Source organism: Brevundimonas sp. LjRoot202 (assembly GCF_964253355.1).
Taxonomy (GTDB): domain Bacteria; phylum Pseudomonadota; class Alphaproteobacteria; order Caulobacterales; family Caulobacteraceae; genus Brevundimonas.
Genome location: NZ_CAXUQW020000002.1, coordinates 78,457 through 102,326, shown reverse-complemented (window position 1 = coordinate 102,326; position 23,870 = coordinate 78,457). Strand labels below are relative to the sequence as shown.

General features: G+C 70.6%; 27 protein-coding genes. 8 read left to right on the top strand and 19 right to left on the bottom strand.

Annotation, left to right across the window (positions count from 1 at the left end):
• Positions 1-111 precede the first annotated feature (111 nt).
• Complete coding sequence (locus tag ACSQ1L_RS05380) at positions 112-360, bottom strand: DUF6289 family protein (RefSeq protein WP_435992711.1); 249 nt, start codon at positions 358-360, stop codon at positions 112-114.
• Positions 361-588: 228 nt separating this feature from the next.
• Between ACSQ1L_RS05380 and ACSQ1L_RS05375 the strand changes: the two genes are divergently transcribed.
• Entirely contained in the window at positions 589-1,011 is a 423-nt protein-coding gene (locus ACSQ1L_RS05375; RefSeq protein WP_435992709.1) for an OmpA family protein, read from the top strand.
• 85 nt (positions 1,012-1,096) lie between these two features.
• Positions 1,097-2,527, top strand: a complete 1,431-nt coding sequence (locus ACSQ1L_RS05370) for an amidohydrolase family protein (protein WP_435992707.1) — start codon at positions 1,097-1,099, stop codon at positions 2,525-2,527.
• Between the two features lie 8 nt (positions 2,528-2,535).
• On the opposite strand, the gene ACSQ1L_RS05365 is transcribed toward ACSQ1L_RS05370, so the two are convergent.
• Positions 2,536-3,969, bottom strand: coding sequence for a serine hydrolase domain-containing protein (locus tag ACSQ1L_RS05365; protein WP_435992705.1), 1,434 nt, complete (start codon positions 3,967-3,969; stop codon positions 2,536-2,538).
• Positions 3,970-4,203: 234 nt separating this feature from the next.
• Between ACSQ1L_RS05365 and ACSQ1L_RS05360 the strand changes: the two genes are divergently transcribed.
• Entirely contained in the window at positions 4,204-4,569 is a 366-nt protein-coding gene (locus ACSQ1L_RS05360; protein ID WP_435992700.1) for a hypothetical protein, read from the top strand.
• 3 nt (positions 4,570-4,572) lie between these two features.
• Here ACSQ1L_RS05360 and ACSQ1L_RS05355 read toward each other — a convergent pair whose 3' ends face one another.
• Positions 4,573-5,508, bottom strand: coding sequence for a GlxA family transcriptional regulator (locus ACSQ1L_RS05355; RefSeq protein WP_435992698.1), 936 nt, complete (start codon positions 5,506-5,508; stop codon positions 4,573-4,575).
• An 89-nt stretch (positions 5,509-5,597) separates the two neighbouring features.
• Here ACSQ1L_RS05355 and ACSQ1L_RS05350 point away from each other — a divergent pair, with 89 nt between their 5' ends.
• The gene (locus ACSQ1L_RS05350) at positions 5,598-6,770 is read left to right on the top strand and encodes a DJ-1/PfpI family protein (RefSeq protein ID WP_435992696.1); all 1,173 of its coding nucleotides are present in this window, start codon (positions 5,598-5,600) and stop codon (positions 6,768-6,770) included.
• Here ACSQ1L_RS05350 and ACSQ1L_RS05345 read toward each other — a convergent pair.
• A complete protein-coding gene (locus ACSQ1L_RS05345; protein ID WP_435992694.1) occupies positions 6,751-6,975 on the bottom strand; it encodes a hypothetical protein in 225 nt (74 codons plus the stop codon). The two genes, ACSQ1L_RS05350 and ACSQ1L_RS05345, sit on opposite strands and share 20 nt — an antisense overlap.
• A gap of 140 nt (positions 6,976-7,115) precedes the next feature.
• Between ACSQ1L_RS05345 and purD the strand changes: the two genes are divergently transcribed.
• A complete protein-coding gene (gene purD / locus ACSQ1L_RS05340) occupies positions 7,116-8,390 on the top strand; it encodes a phosphoribosylamine--glycine ligase (RefSeq protein WP_435992692.1) in 1,275 nt (424 codons plus the stop codon).
• Between the two features lie 3 nt (positions 8,391-8,393).
• Here the strand turns inward: purD and ACSQ1L_RS05335 are convergent, their stop codons facing one another.
• A complete protein-coding gene (locus ACSQ1L_RS05335) occupies positions 8,394-9,095 on the bottom strand; it encodes a murein L,D-transpeptidase catalytic domain-containing protein (RefSeq protein ID WP_435992690.1) in 702 nt (233 codons plus the stop codon).
• 139 nt (positions 9,096-9,234) lie between these two features.
• Between ACSQ1L_RS05335 and ACSQ1L_RS05330 the strand changes: the two genes are divergently transcribed.
• Both ACSQ1L_RS05330 and ACSQ1L_RS05325 read left to right on the top strand, forming a co-directional pair.
• The gene (locus ACSQ1L_RS05330; protein ID WP_435992688.1) at positions 9,235-10,536 is read left to right on the top strand and encodes an amidohydrolase family protein; all 1,302 of its coding nucleotides are present in this window, start codon (positions 9,235-9,237) and stop codon (positions 10,534-10,536) included.
• Positions 10,537-10,628: 92 nt separating this feature from the next.
• Entirely contained in the window at positions 10,629-11,099 is a 471-nt protein-coding gene (locus tag ACSQ1L_RS05325; protein WP_435992686.1) for a CHRD domain-containing protein, read from the top strand.
• Here ACSQ1L_RS05325 and lpxK read toward each other — a convergent pair.
• From lpxK to ACSQ1L_RS05305, 4 genes are read right to left on the bottom strand one after another with little or no spacing between them, the layout of a single operon-like run.
• Positions 11,092-12,105, bottom strand: a complete 1,014-nt coding sequence (gene lpxK / locus ACSQ1L_RS05320) for a tetraacyldisaccharide 4'-kinase (protein WP_435992684.1) — start codon at positions 12,103-12,105, stop codon at positions 11,092-11,094. The genes ACSQ1L_RS05325 and lpxK overlap by 8 nt on opposite strands.
• Positions 12,102-13,391, bottom strand: coding sequence for a 3-deoxy-D-manno-octulosonic acid transferase (locus tag ACSQ1L_RS05315; protein ID WP_435992682.1), 1,290 nt, complete (start codon positions 13,389-13,391; stop codon positions 12,102-12,104). The genes lpxK and ACSQ1L_RS05315 overlap by 4 nt, the downstream gene beginning before the upstream one ends.
• Before the next feature lies 1 nt (position 13,392).
• The gene (locus ACSQ1L_RS05310; RefSeq protein WP_435992680.1) at positions 13,393-14,079 is read right to left on the bottom strand and encodes a lysophospholipid acyltransferase family protein; all 687 of its coding nucleotides are present in this window, start codon (positions 14,077-14,079) and stop codon (positions 13,393-13,395) included.
• Positions 14,076-15,914 (bottom strand): ABC transporter ATP-binding protein, encoded by a 1,839-nt coding sequence (locus ACSQ1L_RS05305; RefSeq protein ID WP_435992678.1) that lies wholly within the window; start codon positions 15,912-15,914, stop codon positions 14,076-14,078. Before ACSQ1L_RS05305 ends, ACSQ1L_RS05310 begins: the two co-directional genes overlap by 4 nt.
• A gap of 158 nt (positions 15,915-16,072) precedes the next feature.
• Here ACSQ1L_RS05305 and ACSQ1L_RS05300 point away from each other — a divergent pair, with 158 nt between their 5' ends.
• The gene (locus ACSQ1L_RS05300; RefSeq protein ID WP_435992676.1) at positions 16,073-16,738 is read left to right on the top strand and encodes a fused DSP-PTPase phosphatase/NAD kinase-like protein; all 666 of its coding nucleotides are present in this window, start codon (positions 16,073-16,075) and stop codon (positions 16,736-16,738) included.
• Positions 16,739-16,744: 6 nt separating this feature from the next.
• Here the strand turns inward: ACSQ1L_RS05300 and ACSQ1L_RS05295 are convergent, their stop codons facing one another.
• The 10 genes from ACSQ1L_RS05295 to ACSQ1L_RS05250 all read right to left on the bottom strand — a co-directional run bounded on the left by ACSQ1L_RS05295 (position 16,745) and on the right by ACSQ1L_RS05250 (position 23,801).
• Positions 16,745-16,969, bottom strand: coding sequence for a hypothetical protein (locus ACSQ1L_RS05295; protein ID WP_435992674.1), 225 nt, complete (start codon positions 16,967-16,969; stop codon positions 16,745-16,747).
• On the bottom strand, positions 16,966-17,175 hold the full coding sequence (locus ACSQ1L_RS05290; RefSeq protein ID WP_435992672.1) for a hypothetical protein: 210 nt from the start codon (positions 17,173-17,175) through the stop codon (positions 16,966-16,968). The genes ACSQ1L_RS05295 and ACSQ1L_RS05290 overlap by 4 nt, the downstream gene beginning before the upstream one ends.
• Before the next feature lie 43 nt (positions 17,176-17,218).
• Complete coding sequence (locus tag ACSQ1L_RS05285) at positions 17,219-17,494, bottom strand: DUF4170 domain-containing protein (protein WP_435992670.1); 276 nt, start codon at positions 17,492-17,494, stop codon at positions 17,219-17,221.
• Positions 17,495-17,516: 22 nt separating this feature from the next.
• A complete protein-coding gene (locus ACSQ1L_RS05280; RefSeq protein ID WP_435992668.1) occupies positions 17,517-18,326 on the bottom strand; it encodes a 3'(2'),5'-bisphosphate nucleotidase CysQ in 810 nt (269 codons plus the stop codon).
• The gene (locus tag ACSQ1L_RS05275; protein ID WP_435992666.1) at positions 18,323-19,678 is read right to left on the bottom strand and encodes a TldD/PmbA family protein; all 1,356 of its coding nucleotides are present in this window, start codon (positions 19,676-19,678) and stop codon (positions 18,323-18,325) included. Before ACSQ1L_RS05275 ends, ACSQ1L_RS05280 begins: the two co-directional genes overlap by 4 nt.
• A 52-nt stretch (positions 19,679-19,730) precedes the next feature.
• A complete protein-coding gene (locus ACSQ1L_RS05270) occupies positions 19,731-20,138 on the bottom strand; it encodes an MAPEG family protein (protein ID WP_435992664.1) in 408 nt (135 codons plus the stop codon).
• A gap of 2 nt (positions 20,139-20,140) precedes the next feature.
• Complete coding sequence (locus ACSQ1L_RS05265) at positions 20,141-21,970, bottom strand: M14 family metallopeptidase (RefSeq protein ID WP_435992662.1); 1,830 nt, start codon at positions 21,968-21,970, stop codon at positions 20,141-20,143.
• Between the two features lie 70 nt (positions 21,971-22,040).
• Positions 22,041-22,589, bottom strand: coding sequence for a hypothetical protein (locus tag ACSQ1L_RS05260; protein WP_435992660.1), 549 nt, complete (start codon positions 22,587-22,589; stop codon positions 22,041-22,043).
• Positions 22,590-22,656: 67 nt separating this feature from the next.
• A complete protein-coding gene (locus tag ACSQ1L_RS05255; RefSeq protein ID WP_435992658.1) occupies positions 22,657-23,316 on the bottom strand; it encodes an NIPSNAP family protein in 660 nt (219 codons plus the stop codon).
• Positions 23,313-23,801: a DUF1579 domain-containing protein gene (locus tag ACSQ1L_RS05250; protein ID WP_435992656.1), complete on the bottom strand. Its 489-nt coding sequence runs from the start codon at positions 23,799-23,801 to the stop codon at positions 23,313-23,315. Before ACSQ1L_RS05250 ends, ACSQ1L_RS05255 begins: the two co-directional genes overlap by 4 nt.
• Between the last annotated feature and the right edge of the window lie 69 nt (positions 23,802-23,870).

Sequence of the window (23,870 nt, the reverse complement as noted above, 5' to 3'; positions counted from 1 at the left end):
CGGGCGACGGAAACGGGGTAGAGCGGGGGCGGGGCTGAAAGTCCGCCGGCGGTCCGATCGCCACAGGGCGACCGGACCGCACAGGTTCGAAAATTAACAGGGGGTGTTCGTCTAGGGCTGGATCGGGCCCTCAGGATCGCACGGGAATTCATAGACCAGGACTTGATACGGCCCTTGCTGTCCCCAGACGTAAACGTCTCCGAAGCAGTCCATTTCCCGCCCGCCCACCAGCGTGCTCAAGGAGGCGTCGGCATAATATTCCCAATGCCGTTCATGCGACGGGAATGCCAGCGCCGGCCCGGACGCCAGAGCGCAAGCCACAGCCAGACCTGTCGTGGTTAAAACGCGGAACAACTTCATCACGATCCTCCTCAGCGAGCAGGGCTGCTCAACCAATGGTAGTTGCAAGGAGGGTCGCGGTCAACGACTTAAGGTTGTCATTGGCCGGCAGTCCCAACAACCATGAACAGTCGGCTTCCGGCGGGTGACTTCACCACGCAGGACATTCTGAACGCGCCGTCAGGTTCTGTCCGCTTGGCAGCAGGCCGGACATTCGGCAGGGTGTCATTGGATCGAAGAGGAAATCCCATGCGCCGTTTCGCAGCTGTCCTGACCGCCGTGATGCTCGTGTCAGCCCCCGCCGCGGCGCATCAGGAAGCGTCCGCGCCGCTGAGGCTGTCCTTCCTCGCGGACTCCGACGAGGTCACCCAACGGGCCCGCGGCGAACTGGACGACTTCGCGCGCCGCTATGACCCGAAGGGCGGGATGAGCGTCCGGGTCGCGGGGCACGCGACCCTGGGGGAGTCGGAAATGCAGTCTCCGCAGTATGCGGTCGGCCTCGCCCAGCGCCGCGCCAACAACGTCCGCTCCTATCTGGTTGTGCGCGGCGTTCCCGATGGGGAGATCACGACCGAGACCTACGGGGCGAGCAGCCCGCTCGACGGCCGCCCCCACGACGACGCGGCCAACCGGCGGGTCGAGGTTTCGCTGCAAGCGGGATCCGGCTGGTAGCGCCGGGCCGCCAGGGCGATCGCGCCATTTCATTGGCCGACGATACGCGAGTGCGATAAGGCTGGGCGCATCGAGGGAGATGCCGATGCGTCCGCTGGCGATTGCACTTCCGTGGCTGGCCTTGCTGGGCGCATCCTGCGCGCCCGCCGCGCCATCCTTCGTCGGCCCCCCGACGGCGGTGCGGGTGGAGGCCCCCGCGGCCGCAGCCGGTTCACTGGTCATCACCGGCGTGTCGATCGTCGATCCCGAAAACGGCGTCGCTTCCGATCCCCACGACATCCTGATCGAGGCCGGGCGGATCGTGGCGATGGTCCCGGCCGGGACGCTGAGAGGAGCGGGCGGCGTTCCTCGGCTCGACGCCTCGGGCCTTTTCGCCATGGCCGGGCTGATCGACGTCCACGCCCATGTCGGCGAGGGAGGCATCGCGCCGGGGAGCGACGCCACGCGGGCGCGGGCGCTGCGCCAGTTCCTGCGCTATGGCGTGACCACCATTTTCGTGCCGGGCGCGACGGGCGCGGGCGATGCGGACTTTCCGGCCCTGCGCGAACGCTGCCGCGCCGCCGTCGCCAGCTGTCCCGGCCTGTACGGGACAGGTTCGCTGATCACCGCGCCGGGGAGCCATCCGGTCTCCACCATCTTCAACATGCCGCCCGACGTTCCGGCCGAGGTCACCGAGGCCCGCGGCGTCACCGTGCTCAGGCCCGGCACGGATATCGACGCGCTGATCGCGGCCAAACAGGCGGCGGGCGTGGACGCCATCAAGATCGTCATCGAGGACGGGCCGCCGCCCTGGTATCCGAAGCCACGCTTGGAGGACGCGCAGATCCGCGCCCTGGTCGAGGCGGCGCATGCCCGTTCGTTGCCGGTGTTCGCCCATATCAGCACTTCGGAGCATGTGCGGATCGCGCTGGACGCCGGGGTCGACGGCATCATGCACGGGCCGACCGACCGGCTGCCGGACGAACTGGTGCGACGCATGGCCGAACAGCGGATGACCTATGTGGCGACCTTCGCCCTGTACGACGGCATCCTGACCTGGGCCCGGGGGCAGCGGGAGTCCGATCCCTATGCCCTGGCGGGGGTCGAGCCCTCGGCGATCGAGAGCCTGACCGCGCCGCCCTTCCTCGCGGCGGCGGCGGAGGACGAGGCCGGGGCGTTGGGCTATCTGGCCAACAATTCCGACAACCTCAGGCGGGCGGCGGCGGCGGGGGTGCCCATCGCGCTGGGCACTGACGTCAGCAACCCCTTCGTCTTCCCCGGATACTCGGCGCACGAGGAACTGTCGTGGATGGTTCGGGCCGGGCTGACGCCGGCCCAGGCGCTGCAGGCTGGAACGGTCGGCGGAGCCGCCTTCTTGCGACGGCCGGAACAGGTCGGCCGCGTCGCGCCGGGGTATGAGGCGGATTTCGTGCTGCTGGCGCGCAATCCTCTCGAAAGGATCGAGAACAGCCGCAGCATCGTCGCGGTGTTCGCCGACGGGGAGCGGGTGGCCGACGTGGTTTCGGCGACCCCCTAGGCAGGCTCTCAGTCGATGCGCCGGAACGGCAGGCGGGTTTGTCCCAGCTGGATGTAGCCGCTCCGCGCCGGACCATCGCCGGGATCGAAGTGGAAGGCGGCGTCCTGGCTCAGGCCGAACAACTCGTCCGGAGACGCGGCATAGGCCGGTTCGGGATCCTCGCCCGGCGATCCCAGGGTCAGACGGCCATTCACCCGCTGGACCGTGAATTCGCCGGTGTCGCGATAGCGATAGCGGCCTTCCAGTCTCGCGCTCTGCGCGGAATCGAGCGGCACGGCCGTGCGTTCGCGCGGCTTGAACGCGTCCCAGTCCCAGGCGGCGGCGATACCGCGCACGACGTCCTGGGCCAGCACCGGCCCGTTGGCGCCGTTGGCCATGACGACGACCCCGTCGCCGGATTCGAACGCGACCATGAAGGCGCCGAAGCCCTGGGTGTCGCCCCCCTTGCTGAACCAGCGCCGCCCGTCGGCCCCGCCCACGTCAAAGCCCAAGGCGCGTCCGGGTTTGACTTCATCGAGCATACGCCGGGCCCTGAGCCGGGCCGTCTCGCCGTCGTCGCCGGACAGGGCGCGCTGAACGCCGCCCAGGGCCAGCGCCAGATCCCCGGGCGTCGTCCACAAGCCGGCGGCGGCCTGTTCGGGATAGATGAAGGGGCCACCGGCGACCGGCCGCCCGCGACCGTCGTGCGCCTGGGCATGGTCGCCGGTCGCTTCGTGCTCATAGCCGCTGTGCGTCATCCCGAGCGGCTGGAACAGCTGCGCGTCCATCCAGGGGGCGAAGGCGGTGTCGGTGACGTCCTCGATCAATTGCTGGATCACCTCGTATCCACCGCCCGAATATCGCCACTCCGCCCCGGGGCGGGTCGTCACCCGCACGGCCTCCGTATTTGCGGGCGGCGCGCCGTCCAGGACCTGGCGCAAGGTCGGAACCGGCCCGTCGACCGGATAGCCGGGGAAGCCGCGCACGGTCGTTCCGGCCGTATGGGACAGCAGGGCGCCCAGGGTCACGGACCCTTCCCAGGCCGTGTCGTCGACCGGCAGGCGCCAGGTCTCCAGCTTCGTGCTGACGGCCTCGTCCAAGGATACGGCTCCACCGTCCACCAGGGCCATGACGCCCAGAGCGGTGATCGCCTTGCTGATCGACCCGGCCTGGAACCGGGTGTCCGGTCCGACCGCCGCGCCTCCCGCGATCGTCACACCGTACTGCCGGGTCCAGACGACCCGGCCATTGCGGATGAAGGCGATGCTGAGCCCGGGGACGCCCTGCGCGGACATCGCTTCGGCAAGGGAGCGGCCGGGAGAGGCGACGCCGCGCAGCACCACGGCGGGCGGCAGATCGCTCTCCATTCGCGCGATCCGGTCGCTGTCGGCCGACTGCGCCGTCGCCGGCTCCCACAGGATGAGCGGCAGGAACAGGGCCGCCGCGATGGCAAGATGTTTCAAGCGACCCGCCCCCTTCCTCGAACGTCCCTGCCCGTCTCCGGGCCCGTGAGGGTATCCCGGATACAGGTCTGTCCGGAATGACATCAAGCGGGCGATATCGGCCAATCCGCCGGTCGGCCTCTTCGTGGCGGGCTTGTCGCCATGGGAGAGGTTTCGTCAGGACGCGGGACCCGGCGCTTGGGGTAGGGGGTTCGTCAGTCATCCTTCCGTGGAATCCAACCAGAGCAGACTGTGATGCTGGACCCCGCCACCCACGATTTCCTCGCCGCCGCCAAGGGCCGGCGCCAAGTAGAGCTGTCGGCGAGGTTCACCGACGCCCTGACCAGGCCTTCCAAACCCGATCCGCGGGCGGAAACCGTGCGCGATCAGGTCTGGGCCGACCTGAAGGCGGCGATCCTGGCGGCGGTCGGCGAGTACGAGGGCGACGGGCTGCGGGTGCTGAGGCATGTGAAGACCCGGCCGGAGATGATCCTGACCGGGCCCGTGGCGGCGTGGCGGCGGTTCTTCGACGAGAAGCGCACGCTGGCCGGCGGCCGGTCGGTGGTGTTCCGCCACTATGTCCAGCCGTGGAGCCACGGCCTGCCCGGCTTCCCGGAATAGCCGCTACCGCCGTGCGGCCCGTCTGAGCGATCCGGGCGGCTGGCCGAAGGCGCGGAGGAAGGCGCGGCGCATACGGCCGGGGTCGCCGAAGCCGGTGGATTCGGCGATGCGCTCGAGCGGCGCTGGCGTGGTCTCGACGGCGGTGCGGGCCATCTCGAGGCGCAGGCGCTCGACGGCGCGGGCCGGGGTGGTCCCGGTCTCGGCGGTGAAGGCGCGGGCGAAATTGCGCGGACTCATGGCGGCGTGATCGGCGAGGCGCTCGACGGTCAGCGGCTCGGCCAGGTGGTCGCGCATCCAGTCGATCAGGTCGGTGAAGCGGCCGGTGCGGCCGCCCAGGTCGACGAGGGCCGAGAACTGCGACTGGCCGCCGGGACGGCGCTGGTGGACGACCAGTTGCTGGGCCACGCGGCGGGCGAGGGCGGGACCGTGGTCGTCCTCGATCATGGCCAGGGCCAGGTCGATGCCGGCGGTGATGCCGGCCGAGGTCCAGACGTCGCCGTCGCGGATGAAGATGCGCTCGGCGTCCAGCGTCACCTTGGGATAGCGGCGGGCGAAGTGGTCGCTCGAATCCCAGTGGGTGGTGGCGCGGCAACCGTCGAGCAGGCCGGCCTCGGCCAGCAGGAAGGCCCCGGAGCAGACGCTGGCGACGCGGCGGGCGGGAACGGCCCTTAGCCAGTCGACGATGCGGTGCGCCTCGGGCAGGGCGCCGCCGATGTCGCCGCCGGAGACGACCACGGTGTCGATGGGCGCGGCGTCGAGCGGGCGCGCCGCGAGGGTCAGGCCGGAGGAGCTTTCGACCGCGCCGCCGTCGGGCGCGACCAGGGCCAGGTCGTAGCTGCCGGGGCGGAAGCGTTCGGCGATCTCGAAGGCCGAGACGGGGCCGGCCGCGTCGAGCAGCTGGAAGCCGGGGAAGATGACGACGGCGACGGCGCGCGGCATGGCAGGATTCGCCCGATCTATGTCATTTCGGACAGAAGACCCCGGGCCTAGGCTGGGTGTCAAGATCGGGGGCCGAGAGGACGAAGACGATGACACGGCGGATCGCGGTGTGGGGCGGGCTGGGCGTGCTGGCCCTGGCGGCCGTGGTCGGCGGGGCGCTGATCCTGTCGCTGCCGCCGGCGCCGGCCGCGGCGGAGGCGCCACCGGTCCCGCGGGCCGAGGCGGAGGCCATGCTGGCGGCCCTGAAGCCGCCGAAGCGGGCGCGGCCGGTGGTGGCGATCATCGGCATCAACGACGCGACCGAAACCACCGACTACCTGATGCCGTACGGCGTCCTGAAGCGGGCCGACGTGGCCGAAGTCATGCTGGTGGCGACCGGGCCGGGGCCGGTGACGCTGTATCCGGCCCTGACGGTCGAGCCGCACGCCACCACGGCGCAGTTCGACGCGCGGTATCCTGAAGGGGCCGACTACGTCATCGTGCCGGCGATGAGCCGCAACGACGATCCCGCGGCGCTGGCGTGGATCCGGAAGCAGGCGGCGGACGGGGCGATCATCATCGGCGTCTGCGCCGGGGCCACGGTGGTCGCCGAGACCGGGTTGCTGGACGGCCGGCGGGCCACGACCCACTGGTATTTCCTCAAGCGACTGAGGAAGGACCATCCGGACATCCGCTACGTCGCCGACCGGCGCATCGTGGTCGACGGCGGCGTGGCGACGACGACGGGGATCACCGCCTCGATGCCGATGGCGCTGACCCTGATCGAGGCCATCGCCGGCCGGGAGCGGGCCGGGGCGGTTGCGCGGGAGGTCGGCCTGGCGCGCTGGGACGCGCGGCACGCCAGCGCGGCGTTCAGGTTCAACCGGCCGTTCGCCCTGACGGTGATTGGCAACACCCTGACCTTCTGGAACCGGGAGACGCTGGGACTGGAGCTTACGCCCAGCATGGATGAGGTCTCGCTGGCCCTGGTCGCCGACGCCTGGTCGCGGACCTACCGGTCCCGGGCGGTGTCGTTCGCCGCCGGGCCGGTGACGACCCGCAACGGCGTGCGCGTCCTTCCCGACCGGGCGGGGGCGGACTGGCCGGCGGCGCGGCGCCTGCCGGCGATCGACGACCGGCCGCCGGCCCAGGCGCTCGTAGCGGCCCTGCAAGGGGTCGAGCGCCGCTACGGACGGCGCACGGCGGACGTCGTAGCGATGCAGCTGGAGTATCCCGGGCGGGGCGCCATCCGGCCCCGCGAGGTCAGCCCTCGATCGGGATGATGAAGACGCGGTCGTAGTTGGTGGGGCCGTCGTAACGGGGCAAGGCGACATAGTCGTCGCCGGAATGTTCCATCACCTCGCGCGCGAGCCGGTTGAAGGCCGCACGATCCGCCGAGCGCTTGCGCACGACGGCGAAGCCATCGTCGGATTTTTCGACCGCGTAGGACGGACCGCCGTCCCTCAGAGACTGCAGAAACACGCCCATGGCACGCCTCCCAGTGTTTGGTAACCGGAACGGGATCATTCATCCACAACCGGCGGCGACTTGCAACATCATGGGTTAACAGGAGCCGATCAACGGCGGCCGGCCTTGACCGCCTTCGCGGGTGCGGTCATTGCGCGGGGATGAACATCCTGCTGGTGGGATCGGGCGGACGCGAGCACGCCCTGGCGTGGAAGATCGCCCAGTCGCCCCTCGTGCGGCGGCTGGTCATCGCGCCGGGCAATCCGGGCATGGACAAGCTGGGCGAGCGGGTCGCGCTGAAGGTGACGGACGCGGACGGCCTCGCCGCCGTGGCGCGCGAGATGAAGGCCGATCTGGTCGTCGTGGGGCCGGAGACTGCGCTGGAGGCCGGCCTGGCCGACCGGCTGGCCTCGGCGGGCATTCCCTGTTTCGGACCAACGAAGAAGGCGGCCCAGCTTGAGACCTCGAAGGCCTTTTCCAAGGCCTTCATGGAACGGCACGAGATTCCGACGGCCGGCTACGGCGTCTACGAGCGGCTGCACGAGGCGCGGCAGGCGCTGTCGGTGTTCAAGCCGCCCTATGTGATCAAGGCCGACGGGCTGGCGGCGGGCAAGGGCGTGGCCATCAGCCCTAACCGGCGCGAGGCCGAGGGCGAGATCGAGCGGATGTTGGGCGGCCGCTTCGGCACGGCCGGCGCCCGGGTGGTGATCGAGGAGTTCATGGACGGCGAGGAGGGCTCGCTGTTCGCCGTGTGCGACGGTCAGCGGGCGCTGCTGCTGGGCGGGGCGCAGGATCACAAGCGCGCCTATGACGGCGACCTGGGACCCAACACCGGCGGCATGGGCAGCTATTCGCCAGCCCCGGTCTTCACACCGGACCTCGTCGAGGCGGCCGAACGGACCGTGGTCGGGCCGGTGGTGAGGGGGATGGCGCGCGAGGGCATGCCCTATCGCGGCGTACTGTACGTCGGGCTCATGGCCACCGAGGCGGGGCCGAAGGTGGTGGAATTCAACGCCCGCTTCGGCGATCCGGAATGCCAGGTGCTGATGATGCGGCTGGACGGCGACATCGTGCCCCTTCTGCTGGCCTGCGCGCGCGGCGACCTGACCCGGGTCGCGCCGCCCGAGTTCCGGCCGGAGACGGTGATCTGCGTGGTGCTGGCCGCCACCGGCTATCCCGACAGCCCGCTGGAGGGGTCGATCATCCGCGGGGCCGAGCAGAATTTCGGCCCGCATGTGCAGGTCTTCCACGCCGGCACCCGGCGACAGGACGACGGCCAGCTGGTCGCCGCCGGCGGACGGGTGCTGAACGTCTGCGCCCGCGGCAAGGATATCGCCGAGGCGCGCCAGCGGGCCTATGCGGCGATCAGGAAGATCGATTGGCCGGGCGGGTTCCACCGGACGGACATCGGCTGGCGGGCGATGGAGCGGGAGTAGGGCTCAGGCCCAGGCGAACAGGAGGCGGCCTTCGCCCATGCGTTCGCGCAGCACCGGCAGGTCGTGGTGGGCGACGGAGAAGCAGCCGTAGCTGCGGCCCAGCTTGCCCTCGCGGGCGAGGAAGGCGGGGTCGGCGTAGTCGGCGCCGTGGACGATGATGGCGCGCTCACGGGCCAGGTTGTTGGTGTACTCGAGACCGTCGAGCAGAACATTGGGGCCCTGCTGGGCGCCGTAGCCGGCCCCGGCGGTGGCGTAGGCGCCGACCGAGGACATGTAGCTCTCGGGAGTGTTGGAGAAGCGCTCGGCGAAGCCGGTGTGGGCCGGGTCGGAGCCGCGGCCGTGGGTGGTGCGCATCAGGGTGACGGCGCCGCCGTGCAGGTCAACCTCGTACAGCCGCTCGTCGCCCGAGAATTTCTTGAAGTCGACCAGATACATGCGGTCACGCCGGGTGATGCGGTCCTTGTGGATGTCGAGGGCGGCCATGGCCCGCTCCATCAGTTCCTTGCGGACCGCGCCGCGCGGATCGAGCGGACGGGTGGAGTTCAGTTGGGCGGTGATGGCCTGGGGCGGGCGGGCGATCTGGACGGTCGGCGTCGGTGGGATTTGCGCCCCGGCGAGGGTCGTGACCGGCCGGGCGGCCGCGGTGGCGCACCCCGACATCAGCGCGGCGCCGCCCAGAATGAATCCTCGTCTCGCTAGCCGCATGCGACGCCCCTCGCACGGTTTCAACAGGTTACGGGTTGTTTCAAATCATCCTGTCCGTAGCAACCTGAGCCTTGGCGGAAACGGGCAGGGGTCTAAGGTGAAGGCGCTGTTCTGGAGGGGTTTCGTGAAGATCATCACAATGTTTATCGTTGCCGCGGTCTTGACCGGGGCTACCGGCGTTGCCGCGCAAACGCCCGCTGTCGCGCCTGTTTCCCCACCCGGGGGAACCACGTTCGTGCACGCAGGGCGGCTTCTGGCCGATCCGGCTACCGGTGTTGTGCAGCGCGATAAAACTCTCGTGATCGAAGGGAACCGGATCGTCGAAGTGCGCGACGGCTTTGTCGGAGAGGGCCGGATCGTCGATCTGCGCGACTCGTTCGTTCTGCCCGGCCTGATCGACAGCCACGTGCACCTGACCGGCCAGCAGAACCCCAACGGGCGGCTGGAGGAGGTGACCCAATCCAACGCCGAACAGGCCATGGTCGGCGCGCGCTACGCCCGGCGGACGCTGATGGCGGGCTTCACCACGGTGGCGGACCTGGGCGGAAGCAACGAGGCGGTGTTCGCCCTGCGCGACGCCATCCGGCGCGGCGACGTGCCTGGGCCGCGGGTGATCGCCTCGGGCCAGTCCGTCTCGATCCACGGCGGCCACGGCGATATCAACGGCTTCCGCGAGGACGTCATGCACCTGCTGTCGCCGGAGAGCGTCTGCTCCGGGCCGGAGGATTGCATGCGGGCGGTGCGGCTGCAGGTCCGCTCGGGCGCGGACATCATCAAGATCACCGCCACCGGCGGGGTGCTGTCGAACACGGCGGCCGGCTTGGGACAGCAGTTCTCGGACGCCGAGCTGGCGGCGATCGTCGACGCAGGCCACCGCATGGGCCGCCAGGTCACGGCGCACGCCCACGGGGCGGACGGGATCAACAGCTTCCTGCGCGCGGGCGGCGACTCGATCGAGCACGGGACCTTCCTCGACGACCAGTCGATCCGGCTGATGCGCCGCGAGGGCGTCTGGCTGGTCCCCACCCTGCTGGCGGGGGATTTCGTGGCCCGGGTGGCCTCGGGCCCCGACAATTTCTTCACCCCGGCGCAAACCGCCAAGGCGATGGAGGCGGGGCCGCGGATGCTGGACATGGCGCGGCGGGCGCACGAGGGCGGGGTGCGGATCGCCTTCGGCACCGACAGCGGGGTCTCCGCTCACGGCGACAACGCCCAGGAATTCGCCCTGCTGACGCGGGCCGGACTAACGCCGCTGGAGGCCATTCAGGCCGCGACCGTCGGCGCGGCGGCGCACCTGGGGATATCGGACGAAGCCGGGCGGATCGCGCCGGGGCTGCCCGCCGATCTGGTCGCCGTGTCAGGCGATCCGCTGGCCGACGTGACGGAACTGGAGCGGGTGCGGTTTGTGATGAAGGGCGGGGCGATCTACCGGGCGGAGTAGCCCGATCCGGGGAACTGTTTGGAGAACGACGGTGTTGGAGGCCGCAGACCACAGAATTCCTGCGCGTCGCCCCAACAGCCGAGGACGCCATCATGACTTCCATCTCGCATCCGCTTTCCGCCCGCCGCCTGGCCATTCTGGCCGTCGCGGCTCCGTCGCTCCTGCTGGCCGCCTGTACCTCGGCGGACCTGAACATGGACGGCTCCACCGTCCTGACGGCCGCCATGACCGGCGCCGCCGAGGCCCCCGGACCGGGCGACGCCGACGGCAGCGGCTCGGCGACGGTGCGCATCGATCCGCTGATGGCGGGCCGGATCTGCTACGATCTGTCGGTCAGCGGCATCGCCACGGCGACCGCCGCGCACATCCACCGGGGCGCGCTGGGTGTGCCGGGACCCGTAGTGGTCACCCTGACCCCGCCGGCCGCCGGCTCGAGTTCGGGCTGCGTCGACGTCGCGGCCGGGCTCGGGGCCGAAATCCTCGCCATGCCCGCCGGGTTCTACGTCAACGTCCACAACGCGCCCTATCCGGACGGCGCCGTCCGCGGACAACTCGTCAACTGACCGTCAGAGCCGCGCGGAGCGCCGCCGAGACGGCCGCTTCATCCTCGAACGTCGCCTTGACCGGCCAGCCGACCACCCGCGTCCGCCACTCGGGCGTCAGCCGCGACCAGTCCTTTTCGGTGGTGATCAGCGTCGCCCCGAACTGGGCGGCGCGGTCGGCGAGGAAGCGCAGGTCCTGATCGCGGAAGGCGGCGTGGTCCGGGAAGGGCGCGAAATCGACGAGCTCGGCCCCGGCCGCCTTGAGCGAGCGCTCGACCTTCCACGGCTTGGCGATGCCGGCGAAGCCGACCAGCGGCCCGGGCGGGGGCGGCGCGGCCGGCTGGAGCCGGGCGACGAAGACCGGCAGGGCGCCGAAGGTCGCCAACAGTTCGGGGTCGGCCCCCGGCGCATCGGCCGGCAGCAGCACGACCACGGCGTCGGCGCGGGCGAGACCGGCCCGCAACGGCTCGCGCATCGGGCCGGAGGGAAACACCGAGCCGTCGCCGAAGGGCCATTCGTCGTCGCGGGTCTCGCCGTCCACCACAATCAGGCTGAGGGCCTTTCTCAGGGCCGGGTTCTGGTGGGCGTCGTCGAGGACCAGCGCCCGCGCGCCCGCCGCGGCGGCGGTGCGGGCCCCGGCGACGCGGTCGCGGGCGATCCAGGCGGGGCTGTCCAACGCCAGCATCAGCGGCTCGTCGCCGACGTCGGCGGCGGTGTGAGCGGCGAGGTCGACCCGGATCGGTCCTTCGAGCCGGCCGCCGTAACCACGCGACAGGGCGTGGGCGTCGATGTCGGCGGCCCGCAGCAGGCGCAGGATTTCGCGCGCGACGGGGGTCTTGCCCGAGCCGCCCACCGTCAGATTGCCGATTGAAATGACCGGCACGCCGGGATCGACCGGCGTGGCGCGGGCGATGCGGCGGGCGGTGGCGGCGGCCCAGACCCATGACAGGGGCTTGAGCAGCATGCGGGCCATCGGCGCGTGGCGGCGTTCGCGGTCGTACCACCAGCGGGGGGTGTTGAGCTTCACCGGCGTCCCCCCGCGGGCGGAAGCAGGGGCGTCAGGTTGTCCCACAGCCGATCAAGACCTGATCCGGCCTCGGCGGCGGCGCGGCGGCCCCGCTCGCCCATGGCCTTGGCCGCCTTGTCATCAGCGAGCAGGGGCGCGACCACGCCCGACAGGTCCCACGGCGCCTCGACCACGGCGAGGCCGCCCGCCTGGATCAGGGCGTCGGCGACGGCGGCCCAGTTCGACATGTCGGGACCGGTCACGGCGGGCTTGCCGAGGCGGGCGGGCTCCAGCGGATTGTGGCCGCCGACGGGGGGCTTCTCCAGAGCGGCGGAGAAGGAGCCGCCCATGACCACCACATCGGCCAGACGCAGGAACAGGCCCATCTCGCCGAGGGTGTCGGCGAGATAGAGGTCGGTGTCGCGGTCGGGCTCGCGGCCGTTCGAACGGAGGGCGAAGCGGTAGCCGTCGCGGGTCAGCGCCGCGGCGATGGCGGCGCTGCGCTCCGGGTGGCGGGGCACGAGGATCAGGCACAGGCGGTCGGCCAGCTTGTCGAGGGCGCGGACGAGGGCGATCTCCTCGCCGTCGTGGGTGCTGGCCGCGACGACCACCGGGCGGTCGCCGATGGCGGCGCTGAGGCGGGTGAAGGCGCCGGGATCGTGCGGCGGGGCGGCGCCGGCCAGCTTGAGGTTCACATGGCCGTCGATGCGGGCCCCGAGGCTCTCGAGCCGGGCGGCGGAGGCCTCGTCCTGCGGCAGGACGCGATCGAAGGCGGACAGGATCTCTCGGGCCGCGCCGGGAAAGCGGCGCCAGCCGTCGACGGTCTTCTCCGTGATACGGGCGCTGGCGAGCACCAGTTTCACCTCACGGCGGCGCGCCTCGAGGATCAGGTTGGGCCACAGCTCGCTCTCGACGAAGACGGCGGCGCGGGGCCGCCAGTAGTCAAGGAAGGCGCCGACCGCGCCGGGGGTGTCGATGGGGGCGAACTGGTGGAGGACGCCGGCGGGCAGGCGCTTGGCCAGCAGCGTGGCCGAGGTCAGGGTGCCCGAGGTGACAAGCACGGTCAGGTCGGGGCGGCGGTCGCGCAGGCGCTCGACCACGGGCAGCAGGGACAGGGTCTCGCCGACGCTGACGCCGTGCAGCCAGACGAGATCGCCGGCGGGACGGGCGGCGGAGGCGAGGCCGAGGCGCTCGTCGACCCGGGTCGGATCCTCCTTGCCCTGTTTGGCGCGGGCGTCGAGCAGGCGCGGGGCCAGCGGCTCGATCAGGCGGGTGACGAACCGGTAGGCGATCAGGGCGGGGCTCATGTCAGATCCGCTCCAGACCGGTGATGGCGTCGGCCTGCGCCTCAACGGCGGTGCAACGTTCCGACCAGTCGGCGATGACGTCGGCGATCTCCGCCCCCTCGGGGAAGTCGGCGCGGTCCCAGACGATCGCGCCCCGGCCGAAGGGCAGGGGGATCAGGGCCCGGTCCCAGCTGTTCAGGCGGATGGCGGGATTGCACGACAGGCCGATGAACAGGACCGGCGCCTTCGACAGCCGGGCCATGAGCGGCAGGCCCTCGGCCATTCTTCGCGCCGGGCCGCGCGGGCCGTCGGGGGTGATGGCCAGACCGCCGACCTTCAGCTGGCGCAGGCCGTCGCGCAGGGCCTGCGTGCCGCCCTTGTCGCGGTCGGTCTTGTCCTTGTTCGACGAGGAGCCGCGGACCGCCGGGATGCCGAGCCGGGCGACGGCCTTGGCGATGAATTCGCCGTCGGCGCTGCGCGAGATGACGCCCTTGACCGGCAGGGCCCGGTCGAGCGGCCAGCTGTGCGGGGCCAGAGAGGTGCGCGAGTGCCAGAATACGGCGAGGGCGCCGCCGCCCTGTTTCCAGACGGCTTCCGCCACATCCTCATTGCGATGCTCCCAACGGATGGTCGCGTAGCAGAGGCGCAGCCAGCCGGCGAGAATCGAGGCCAGCACTGACTGGATCACCGGATTGCGGAGGGGCTTCATGCGACGGTGGCCACCGTTACGGCATCGCCGTCCAGCGATTGCTGGCGGGCCAGGCGGGCGTAGAGGCCGCCTTTCCTGACCAGGGCGGCGTGGGAGCCGGTCTCGACGACGCGCCCGGCGTCGATGACGTAGATGCGGTCGGCGTTGCGGACGGTCGACAGGCGGTGGGCGATCATCAGCGTGGCGCGGCCCTGCATCAGCCGTTCGAGGGCCGCCTGGACCAGGGCCTCGCTCTCGGTGTCGAGGGCCGAGGTGGCCTCGTCGAGCAGCAGGATGGGGGCGTCCTTGAGGAAGGCGCGGGCGATGGCGATGCGCTGGCGTTGGCCGCCGGACAGGCGCAGGCCCGCCTCGCCGGCGCGGGTCAGATAGCCCTCGGGCAGGGCGGTGATGAAGTCGTGGGCGGCGGCGGCGGCGGCGGCGGCCTCGATCTCGGCCTGCGACGCCCCGGGGCGGCCGTATGAAATGTTGGCGGCGATGGTGTCGTCGAACAGGAAGGGTTCCTGCGTCACCAGGGCGATCCTCGAACGCAGGTCGTGCAGCTTCAGTTCGCGGATGTCCCGTCCGTTGACGGTCACGGCGCCGGCGGTGACGTCATAGAAGCGCGGCAGCAGGGACAGCAGGGTGCTCTTGCCGCCGCCGGACGGGCCGACGAGGGCGACGGTCTCGCCCGGCTTCACGGTCAGGGAAATGTCGGACAGCGTCGGCGCGCCGCCCTCGGCCGCCGGGGCGTAGGCGAAGCTGATGTGGTCGAAGGCGACGGTGACGGGGCCGTCCGGCAGGGATGCGGCGTCGGCGGCTTCACGGATCTCCGGCTCGATATCGAGGGCGCCGAACAGGCGGCGGGCGGCGGTCAGGCCCTCGGCCATCACGGTCTGCAGGTTGGTCACCTGCCGCAGCGACTGGCCGGCGGCCATCAGCAGGCCGATATAGGCGGCGAAGGCCCCGACGCTCATCGCCCCGTCGCGGGCGCGCCAGCCGGCGTAGGCCATGACGGCGGCGACCACGAACATGGCCACCAGATTGCTGAACGGGCCGGCGAAGGCGCGGCTGTCGGCAGACTTGATGACGTGGCGCTGGCGACGGGCCACGACCTCGCCGACGCGGGCCTCTTCCGCCGCCTCGCGGTTCTCGATCTTGATCAGGCGGACGCCGTCGAGATTCTCCATCAGGGCGGTGGAGAGGTTGGAGGTCTCGACCATGGCCCCGGTGGTGGCCTTGCGCATCCGCTTGCCGAAGCGGCGCAGCACCAAGGCGATCAGGGGCGCGCCCAGCAGCACGATCATCGTCAGCCGCCAGTCGGTCCAGGCCATGTAGGCGATGACCGCGATCAGGGTCAGGGCGTGCTGGGTGTAGTTCACCACGCCGTTGGTGAAGGCCTCGCGCACCAGGTTGGCGTCGAACAGCACCGAGGAGACGAAGCCGCCGGAGTGCTGGCTGCGCAGCCGGGCGAGGTCGGCGCGGATCATGGCGCCGAACAGCCTGACCTGGATGTCGCCGACGATGCCGTGGCCGAGGCGGTTGACCAGCGCGGCCTGGCCGAGGGCGGCGGCGGTCCAGATCAGGCCGGCGCCGATGATGATCAGGGGGATGCCCGTCAGGGCTTGACCCGGCGGCACGGTGAACACGCCCCAGATGGTCACGGCCTCGCCGAGGAACAGGCCGTCGATGGCCGGCTCGAGCAGCTGCAGCACGGTGGCGGCCATGACGCCGACGACCGCCGCGCACAGGATCGACAGGAACAGCGGCGTCCGGTGATGCGAGAGATAGTCGCGCCAGATCCGCCCCAGCAGCGGGCGCAGCGGCTCCTTCTCGTCGGCGGGGGCGGGAGTCGTCATCGGTCCGAGGTCGGTCGGGATGGTGGGGAAGTCAAGCGGTGTCGCCCTTGTAGCGGATGTAGCGGTTGTGTGGGCTTCCAATGTCGAGGGTGTGTCGCCGGAATTGTAATGGCCCTGAACCGGTGGCGTCGCGCCGCGGTGGAGGCTATCTCCCCTCCATGCCCCGCTACGACCTCACCACCCCGGCCGGCCGCTTTCGCGCGCGGTGGGACTATGTCTGGAAGGATCACGCCTTCCTGCGGCGGTGGTTCATGAACGCCCACTGGCTGGGGCCCGATCTGGTGCGGACCAACCAGCCGTCGCCGCGGCAGCTGGCCTACTGGAAGTCGAAGGGGATCAAGACCGTCATCAACCTGCGCGGGGCGCGGGATGAGGCCTATTATGCGCTGGAGAGGGAGGCGTGCGAACGGCTGGGGCTGACCCTGATCGACGCGCCGCTGGATTCGCGCGATCCGCCGCAAAGGGACCGCATCCACCGGGCGCGTGGACTGTTCCGGACCATCGAGTATCCGGTGCTGATCCACTGCAAGTCGGGCGCGGACCGGGCCGGGATGATGGCGGTGCTGTACCGGCATTTCCATCTCGGCGAGCCGATCTCGACAGCCATCGAGCAGCTGTCGAAGAAATACCTGCACCACCGCGAGGGCCTGACCGGGGTGCTGGACTACACGCTGGAGAAATACCTGAAGGAGGTCGAGCCGACCGGGGTCAGGTTCATCGACTGGGTCGACAGCGATGCCTACGACCCGAAGGCCATTCGGGCCGAGTTCAAGGCCAACTGGTGGGGCACGGTGCTGACGGACAAGCTGCTCAGGCGTGAGTAGGCCGTCTTAACCCCACGGCCCGCGCGGGGCGTCGCGGGGTGGCGGACCGTCGCCCTTGTCCATCGCCAGTTCGGCCTCGCGCCGGGCCTTGCGGTCGCCTTCCCAGCGCTTGAACCAACGCGCCCATCCCCGCTCGCCGCGGTAGACGGCGATCCACAGGACCAGCGCCGCCAGCAGGAAGACCAGGCTGGCGATCTCCTCGCCCCCGAGGGTGCGGCCGAACAGGGTCATGGGCGGGGGTCCTGCGAGGGTGCTTCCCCGTGGGTGACGGTGTCGCGCCGAGCGGGGGTCTCGTCCGGGGTGATCGGGTCGTTCCAGGCGGTGTCGGCCTCGGCCGGCCCGACCGGCGGGGCAGCGGGCTTGCGGCGGGCGGCCCAGACGACGATGCCGACGCCGAGAACCAGCAGGGCCAGAACAATCAGGGCGGGGGTCAGCATGGGTCTCTCCCGGGCAGGCGTGACAGCATACGCCGAAAGCGCGTCAGTCGGGCAGCAAGTTCCCGCCGCCCGGCTCGGGGGCGTCCCCGCGCGGATCGATCAGCCGGTGGGCGTGGAGGATGAAATACCGCATGTGCGCATTGTCCACCGTCGCCTGCGCCCGCGCCTTCCACGCCTTGCGGGCCTCTTCGTAGTTGGCGAAGGCGCCGACGAACTCGACCTTGGACAGGTCGCGGAAGACCGGGGCGTCGAGGTGGCGCAGCTCGCCGCCGATGACGAGGTGGAGCAACTGGGTGTCGGTCTCGGCGGGTTTGGTCATGGGCGGCGTCCGGTCCAGAGAGCTAGCGGGGCGCCAGCGGAATAGGCGCTGTACGCCGCACGATCAACGGGTGAAGGGCCGGAGCGCTGCACACCAGGCTGCCCTGGCGCGGATCGGCCTGGTTGAAGCGCCAGGCGCCGCCGTGGTGGTCGCTGACCCGGCCCCCGGCCTCCTCGACGATCAGGGCTCCGGCGCAGACGTCCCAGTCCCATTTGGGCGTCAGGGCGATGGCGGCGTCGAAGGCCCCGGCCGCCACGAGGGCCATGCGGTAGGCGATGGCGTTGCGTTTCTCGAAGCGCATGGCCGGCCACGGCTCGGGCCAGAGCGGCCCCTCCATCAGCCGGGCGTCGGCCAGCACCGAGGCGTCGTCGAGGTCAGCCGTGTCCGAGGCGGTGATCGGCCGGTCGTTCAGGAACGCCCCGCCGCCCAGCACGGCGGTGAAGGTCTCGCCGAGCGCCGGGGCGTGGATGACGGCGGCCACCGGGCGGCCCTCCTCGACCACCGCGATGGGGATGCACCACCATGGCTTGCCCTTCATGTAGGCGACGGTGCCGTCGATGGGGTCGACCACGAAGATGCGGCGGGCCGCCAGGCGGGTCGGGGTGTCGACGGTCTCTTCCGACAGCCAGCCGTGATCGGGGCGCGCGCCCAGTAGGGCGTCATGGAGCAGGCGGTCGACCGCCATGTCGGCCGAGGTGACGGGCGAGCCGCCGATCTTGGACCAGATCTTCAGTCCCGCCTCACGCTCGGCCAACGCCAGCTCGCCGGCGGCGATTGCGGCGGCGCGGATCAGGTCGAGATCGGCTCCGAGGTCGTCTGTTGCGTCGCTCATTTGCCGGCGATGGCGACCGCGTCGAACATCAGGGAGGGGCTGTTGTTCGCCCCGCGGAACTCGAGGTCCGAGCCGCGCTGCATCCTGGCGTAGAGATCGGTCAGCTTGCCGGCCACGGTGACCTCGCTGACCGGCCAGGCGATCTGGCCGTTCTCGAACCAGAAACCGGAAACCCCCGCGGACCAATCGCCGGTGTTGGCGTTCAGAGAGGGGCCGAACATCGAGGTGACCAGCAGGCCGGCACCGGCGTCGGCCATCAGGCCGTCGAGGTCCCGCTCGCCCGGTTCAAGATGCAGGCTGTGGGTCGAAACCCCGGGCGGCCCTGCGAGGCCCCGCGAGGCGTGGCCCGTCGAAGCCAGGCCCAGTTGGGCCGCGGCGGCGCTGTTGAGCAGCCATGTGGTTACGACGCCGTCCTCGACGATCGACTGGCGTGACACCGCCACGCCTTCGTCGTCGAACGGGGTCGAGCCCATGCCGCGCGGGCGGAACGGGTCGTCGATCAGGTTGACGCCCTTCGGCAGCACCGCCTGGCCGAGCCGATCCTTCAGGAACGAGGTACCGCGCGCGATCGACGGGCCCGATATGGCGCCGATCAGGGGCGACAGAATCTGCATGGCCAGACGGTTCTCGAAGATCACCGGGGCGGTGGTGGAGGCGATTTTGCGCGGACCTGTGCGGGCCACGGCGCGGCGTCCGGCCTCGGCCCCGATGCTGTCGGCGGAGGGCAGGTCGGACAGGTGGCGGGTAGCGCGATGCTCGCCGCCGCGTTCCATCGCGCCGTCCTTTTCGGCGATGACGCCGACGCCCAGCGAAAAGGCCGAACCGTGATAGGCGCCGTCGAAGCCGTGCGAGGTGACCAGCCGCCAGCGGCTGGCCGAGGCGGAGGCGTGGCCGCCCTCGGAGCGGACGACGCCCGGCACCGCAAGGGCGACGGCCTCGGCCTCGGCGGCGACCCGCTCCAGATCGGCGGCGCCGCGTTCCGACGGGTCGAATAGATCGAGGTCGGCGAAGGGGCCGCGGGCGAGGCGGTCCTGCGGGGCCAGGCCGGCGTAGGGATCCTCGGGAGCGAGGCGGGCCATGGCCACGGCGCGCTCCACCAGCCGGGCGCGGGTGGCCTCTGACAGGTCGGAGGCGGAGACGGTGGCCTGGCGCCGACCGATGAAGACGCGCAGGCCGAGGTCGCGGCTCTCCTCGCGCTCGACATCCTCCAGCGCGCCGTTGCGGACCCCGACGGAGAGGGCGGCGCGCTCGGCGGAAACCGCCTCGGCCGCGTCGGCGCCGGCCTTCAGCGCGGCGGCGACCAGATCGGGCAGGATGTCGGGGGAGGCGGAGGACGACAGGCTATCAGGCATGCCCCGATATGGCCGGGCCGCCCCGGCGACGCAACCGGCGCGCCGGCCTTGCTCAGCGCAGGTGCGGGCAGATGATCAGCGTCGCAGCGGCGCCGAGCAGCGCCAGCCACGTCAAGGTCATGCCGACGACACGGCCGAGCGAAGGGCCGGAGCCGAACTTCAGGCCAATCGGATGAACCAGCCGCCCGACGAACAGGGTCGCACCCACCGCATGCACGATCCACGAGGCATAGCCCGTGACGGCCAGCAGGATGAGCGCTCCGATGCCGATGGGGATGTATTCCGCCGCATTGCCGAAGGCCCGGCTCGCGAGGGTCATCTGCTCGACGCCCCCGTCGCCGAACAGGACCCCGTGCTTGCGGCGGTTGAGGACGACCCGGATCGACAGCACGACCATCAGCACGATGAGGGCGCCGCTCCACACGCCGGCGGCCTGCACCGCGGTCAGATGGTCATGCATGGTCAGGTCTCGCGCGCCACCGGATAGAGCCGGTAGCGGTCATCATAGAACGGGGTTCGCTCATAAAACCACTGCAAACGCGCGTCGCCGTCGGCGGCGAAGGCGGGATCGGCGGCCAGCTTGGCCTCGAACTCGGCCTTGAGCGCCGGGTCGGCGGCCAGCATCCGTTCGGCCAGCGGAGCGATGGCGTAGCCCTCGATGTATTCGACGCGGCTGAGCACCTCGGGGAACAGGCCCCAGGCGAAGAAGCTCTCGGACGACTGCGGCTCGAGCAGCAGGACGACGACGTCGCCGAGCGGCTGGTCGGTCGGCACGCGGACCGAGCCCGCCGGGAAGATCCAGTCGCGGTGTTCAGGCGTGACCGAGGTGACCGAGGCCTGCACGTGGCCCTCGTTGGCGCGGGTCGCCAGCTTCGGGTCGTCGAGGCGCAGCATGTCGACGGAGACCGTGCGGGGGGCGTCGAGCGTCTCCATGCTGACGCCATGGGCGGCGAGGCGTTCGATGATGTCGGACCGGTAGGACGGCACCCAGTAGGCTTCCGGCCGCTGCAGCGTCAGGGTCGGGTGCGACGAGTAGAAGGGCAGTTGCCACAGTTCAGGGTCCGGCTCGCCGAGCCAGCGGATTTCCCGGCGGCCCGAGGCGGGGCTGTCCCAGGTCTCGTAGCGGATGCCCTTGAAGGCGCGGGTGGTCGAGGGCTGGTCGTCCTGGACGAAGTTGGCGGGAATCTCGGCCGGGCGCAGGGCGCTGTCGGCGGCGACGGCGGCGCGCAGGTCGGCGCTGCCGGCGGCCAGGGTGCGCAGGGCCTGTTCGAGGAAGACGTAGGTCCCCAGCACCCGCTGTTCGTGCGGCTTGAGGCTGTGGTTCTCGATCAGGATGGTCGGGACGTGGGCGGCCGAGCCCCAGCCGTTGGAGAAGCGTTCGCCGAGGCCGCCGTCGGACAGGCCGGCCTTGGGATCGTCGCCCATGCCGAAGACCAGTTCGCCGGGGATGTGGCCCTGGGCCTCGAGCGCGGCGTTGATCGCCGGCTTGAAGGCGGCGTCGAGCCAGCGCGCCGTGGCCGGTGAGCGGGAGTAGATGCCGTTTTCGCCGTTGTATCCGTAGGTGACGTCGTACTGGTAATCCATGCCGTCGGTGACGTGGATGTCGACGTAGAGGTCGGGCCGGTACTTCAGGATCAGGCCGCGGACAGCCCGCATCTCGGGCTGGTCCAGCTTGAGATAGTCGCGGTTGAGGTTCTGGTTGGTCGCCGTGTTGCGCCAGCCCTGGATGCGGGGACCGCGCTGATTGGGACGGGAGTAGGCCGAGGCGCGCTCGTGACCGTCGACCGACAGGATCGGGATCAGGATCAGATTGACCCGGTCCAGCAGATCATCCTTGCCGTTGAACGCGATGTCGCGGAGCAGCATCATGCCCGCGTCCTTGCCGTCGATCTCGCCCGGGTGGATGCCGGCCTGGGCGAGCAGCACGGGCTTGGCCGGATCGAAGGCGGCGCCGTCCTTCGAGGCGATGACGGCATAGATCGGCCGGCCCTCGGGCGAGACGCCGAACTGTTCGATGCGGATCAGGTCGGAGGCCGCGTCCAGCCGGTCGAACCAGACGCGGGTGTCCGCGTAGGTTGGGCTGAAGTCATGCGCCGGGTCGGCCTCGAAGGCCGTGACCCAGGGGTCGGAGGCGTCGCGCAGCAGGGCGCGGCTGGCGCCGTCCCATTCGGGCGCGGGCGGCAGGAAGGGCTGGTCCCACGGGGCGGCGTTGGGGACGGACGGGGACGCGGACTGGGACATGACGGGAGTTCCCACGGAAAGCAGGGTGAGGGCGAGGATCAGGGAGCGCATGGGACCTCGAGGCGACGGATGGCCCTGACTATCAGCCTTGCATGTCTGGGCCAACGCCGCGCGGTCGCGGTCAGGCGACAAAGGCCTGGGCCACGTCCATCGACAGATGCAGCAACAGCAACACCAGGTTGACCCGCCGGTTCTTGATGACGATCAGCGCGCCCAGCAGGCCGAAGAACAGGAGCAACAGGACGGCCTCGATCACACCCCAGCCCGCCAGCCCCGTCATCATCACCCGCCAGGTGATCCCGATCGCATTGCTGGCCAGGACGCCGCCCAGGACCAGCGCCTTGTGGCTGTCGTAATAGTCGTCCAGTGAGGTCCATTCGGAGGCGTCTTTCGGAAAGACGATGGCCGCCGACAGGAAGTAGATCATGGTGATCGCCAGACCCACGTAGAGCGAGGCGTAGCCGATGGTGATGTCCTGGAAATTATTCCAGCCGATGACCCAGAAGCTGACGATGTCGAACAGCACCAGCAAGGCCAGAAGCGGGGTCAGCCACCCCAGCGGCACAACCTTGCGCGCCCTCAGCACATTGGCCAGGCCCGAGGCCACCGTCGCCAGCGCGAGGCCCATCACCAGGCTGAAGAAGCCGAAATAGAATTCGAACGGGCTCACGAGGCACTCCGACCAACGTTCACCGAACACTAGGCGTTGCCGGGCGATGCGTCACCAGCAATCAGCATCAGCCATGCAGGCGCGACCGCGCGGTGGCTTCCAGGCGCAGGCGCTGGATCGATTGCTCCGGGAAGAGGTGGCGCGCCGCGTCGGCCGCGTCCGGATCGGCGAAGAGGGCGAACCAGACCAGCACCTGCTCGGCCTCACGCACTGGCAACCGGGGAAAGGTGTTCGGGCTGCTGTCGGTGACCAGCACGGCGATGGAGGCCGCACCGGCGTCCCGCAAGGACGGGATGACCTCACGCCGGAACCGTCCCGGCAGGGGATCGTCAGGTCCGTTCAGGGTGTGGACGCCGGCGATGATCCGGCCCGCGCCCGGACCGGACGCGCCGCGCGATTCCCGCTCGCCGAGGGTGAAGCCCGGCGCCCCGTCCAGCGGTTTCAGCAGCAGAACGTCGTCGGAATCGATCATCGTCTCGTTGGCGGCGTCGCGATGGGCCTGCCAGACCGACCCCCCGTAAAAGGCCTCCAGCGAGCGGCTTCGGGCCTCCATGTCGGGAAAGCCGCGGAGCCAGACGAAGCGGTCGGGGTCGTCGAGGTCGCGGAATTGGCCGATCAGGGTCATGCCGACCGCTTCCTGGCTCTCGACGAACTCGCGCTCGAACAGGTCGATCAGGTCGTCCCGCCTGCCGGGATGGAGCGTGTACTGGCGCAGTTCGACGATCATGCCGCCGCCCGCGTGAAATCCATCACCCAGTTGGTCTCCCAGGTCGCGCCGTCGTCGTAGGAGAAGGCCTGGGTCCAGCGGGCGCTGTCGGGGGTGATGTCGGACCAGATGTAGCGGGCGATGATGGGGCGGTCGTCATCGCTGTCGGGGCCCTCCAGCACGCAGCCGTCGGCGTTGAAACGGCCCCGGACCGGCGGCTGGAGCCGGCCGTTCAGGCTGCTGATCCAGTAGACCGACCACTCGCGCGTTTCGACGTCGAGGGTGCGCACCGACATGCCCGTCCAGCCGCGGGTCGGACTGTCGATCTCGTCGACGTTGACGAGACCGCCGAGGCGGGGCTCGCAGGAGGCGGTGGCGGGAAACGCATCCCAGTCCTGGCTGCCTACGCCGCGGGCCTTGAGACGCCGGTGGGCGACTGTCCAGCGGCCGAAGAGGAAGTCGAAGTCGTGGATTTCGGGCAGGGCGTCGACGGGGACGGCGGACATGGCGGTTTCCTTCTCGTGAGGCGATGCGAAGGGAATAGGCCCTGTAAACTGACACCTGTTGTCAGCATT

Bases quoted from the DNA above. Each gene is read 5' to 3' on its own strand.
- ACSQ1L_RS05305 (WP_435992678.1), bottom strand. From the start codon at position 15,914: ATGACGACTCCCGCCCCCGCCGACGAGAAGGAGCCGCTGCGCCCGCTG.
- ACSQ1L_RS05355 (WP_435992698.1), bottom strand. From the start codon at position 5,508: ATGCCGCGCGCCGTCGCCGTCGTCATCTTCCCCGGCTTCCAGCTGCTC.
- purD (WP_435992692.1), top strand. From the start codon at position 7,116: ATGAACATCCTGCTGGTGGGATCGGGCGGACGCGAGCACGCCCTGGCG.
- ACSQ1L_RS05275 (WP_435992666.1), bottom strand. From the start codon at position 19,678: ATGCCTGATAGCCTGTCGTCCTCCGCCTCCCCCGACATCCTGCCCGAT.
- ACSQ1L_RS05370 (WP_435992707.1), top strand. From the start codon at position 1,097: ATGCGTCCGCTGGCGATTGCACTTCCGTGGCTGGCCTTGCTGGGCGCA.
- ACSQ1L_RS05345 (WP_435992694.1), bottom strand. From the start codon at position 6,975: ATGGGCGTGTTTCTGCAGTCTCTGAGGGACGGCGGTCCGTCCTACGCG.
- ACSQ1L_RS05285 (WP_435992670.1), bottom strand. From the start codon at position 17,494: ATGACCAAACCCGCCGAGACCGACACCCAGTTGCTCCACCTCGTCATC.
- ACSQ1L_RS05380 (WP_435992711.1), bottom strand. From the start codon at position 360: ATGAAGTTGTTCCGCGTTTTAACCACGACAGGTCTGGCTGTGGCTTGC.
- ACSQ1L_RS05330 (WP_435992688.1), top strand. From the start codon at position 9,235: ATGTTTATCGTTGCCGCGGTCTTGACCGGGGCTACCGGCGTTGCCGCG.
- ACSQ1L_RS05335 (WP_435992690.1), bottom strand. From the start codon at position 9,095: ATGCGGCTAGCGAGACGAGGATTCATTCTGGGCGGCGCCGCGCTGATG.
- ACSQ1L_RS05250 (WP_435992656.1), bottom strand. From the start codon at position 23,801: ATGTCCGCCGTCCCCGTCGACGCCCTGCCCGAAATCCACGACTTCGAC.
- ACSQ1L_RS05290 (WP_435992672.1), bottom strand. From the start codon at position 17,175: ATGCTGACCCCCGCCCTGATTGTTCTGGCCCTGCTGGTTCTCGGCGTC.
- ACSQ1L_RS05255 (WP_435992658.1), bottom strand. From the start codon at position 23,316: ATGATCGTCGAACTGCGCCAGTACACGCTCCATCCCGGCAGGCGGGAC.
- ACSQ1L_RS05375 (WP_435992709.1), top strand. From the start codon at position 589: ATGCGCCGTTTCGCAGCTGTCCTGACCGCCGTGATGCTCGTGTCAGCC.
- ACSQ1L_RS05310 (WP_435992680.1), bottom strand. From the start codon at position 14,079: ATGAAGCCCCTCCGCAATCCGGTGATCCAGTCAGTGCTGGCCTCGATT.
- ACSQ1L_RS05325 (WP_435992686.1), top strand. From the start codon at position 10,629: ATGACTTCCATCTCGCATCCGCTTTCCGCCCGCCGCCTGGCCATTCTG.
- ACSQ1L_RS05295 (WP_435992674.1), bottom strand. From the start codon at position 16,969: ATGACCCTGTTCGGCCGCACCCTCGGGGGCGAGGAGATCGCCAGCCTG.
- ACSQ1L_RS05300 (WP_435992676.1), top strand. From the start codon at position 16,073: ATGCCCCGCTACGACCTCACCACCCCGGCCGGCCGCTTTCGCGCGCGG.
- ACSQ1L_RS05265 (WP_435992662.1), bottom strand. From the start codon at position 21,970: ATGCGCTCCCTGATCCTCGCCCTCACCCTGCTTTCCGTGGGAACTCCC.
- ACSQ1L_RS05360 (WP_435992700.1), top strand. From the start codon at position 4,204: ATGCTGGACCCCGCCACCCACGATTTCCTCGCCGCCGCCAAGGGCCGG.
- ACSQ1L_RS05280 (WP_435992668.1), bottom strand. From the start codon at position 18,326: ATGAGCGACGCAACAGACGACCTCGGAGCCGATCTCGACCTGATCCGC.
- ACSQ1L_RS05350 (WP_435992696.1), top strand. From the start codon at position 5,598: ATGACACGGCGGATCGCGGTGTGGGGCGGGCTGGGCGTGCTGGCCCTG.
- ACSQ1L_RS05315 (WP_435992682.1), bottom strand. From the start codon at position 13,391: ATGAGCCCCGCCCTGATCGCCTACCGGTTCGTCACCCGCCTGATCGAG.
- ACSQ1L_RS05270 (WP_435992664.1), bottom strand. From the start codon at position 20,138: ATGCATGACCATCTGACCGCGGTGCAGGCCGCCGGCGTGTGGAGCGGC.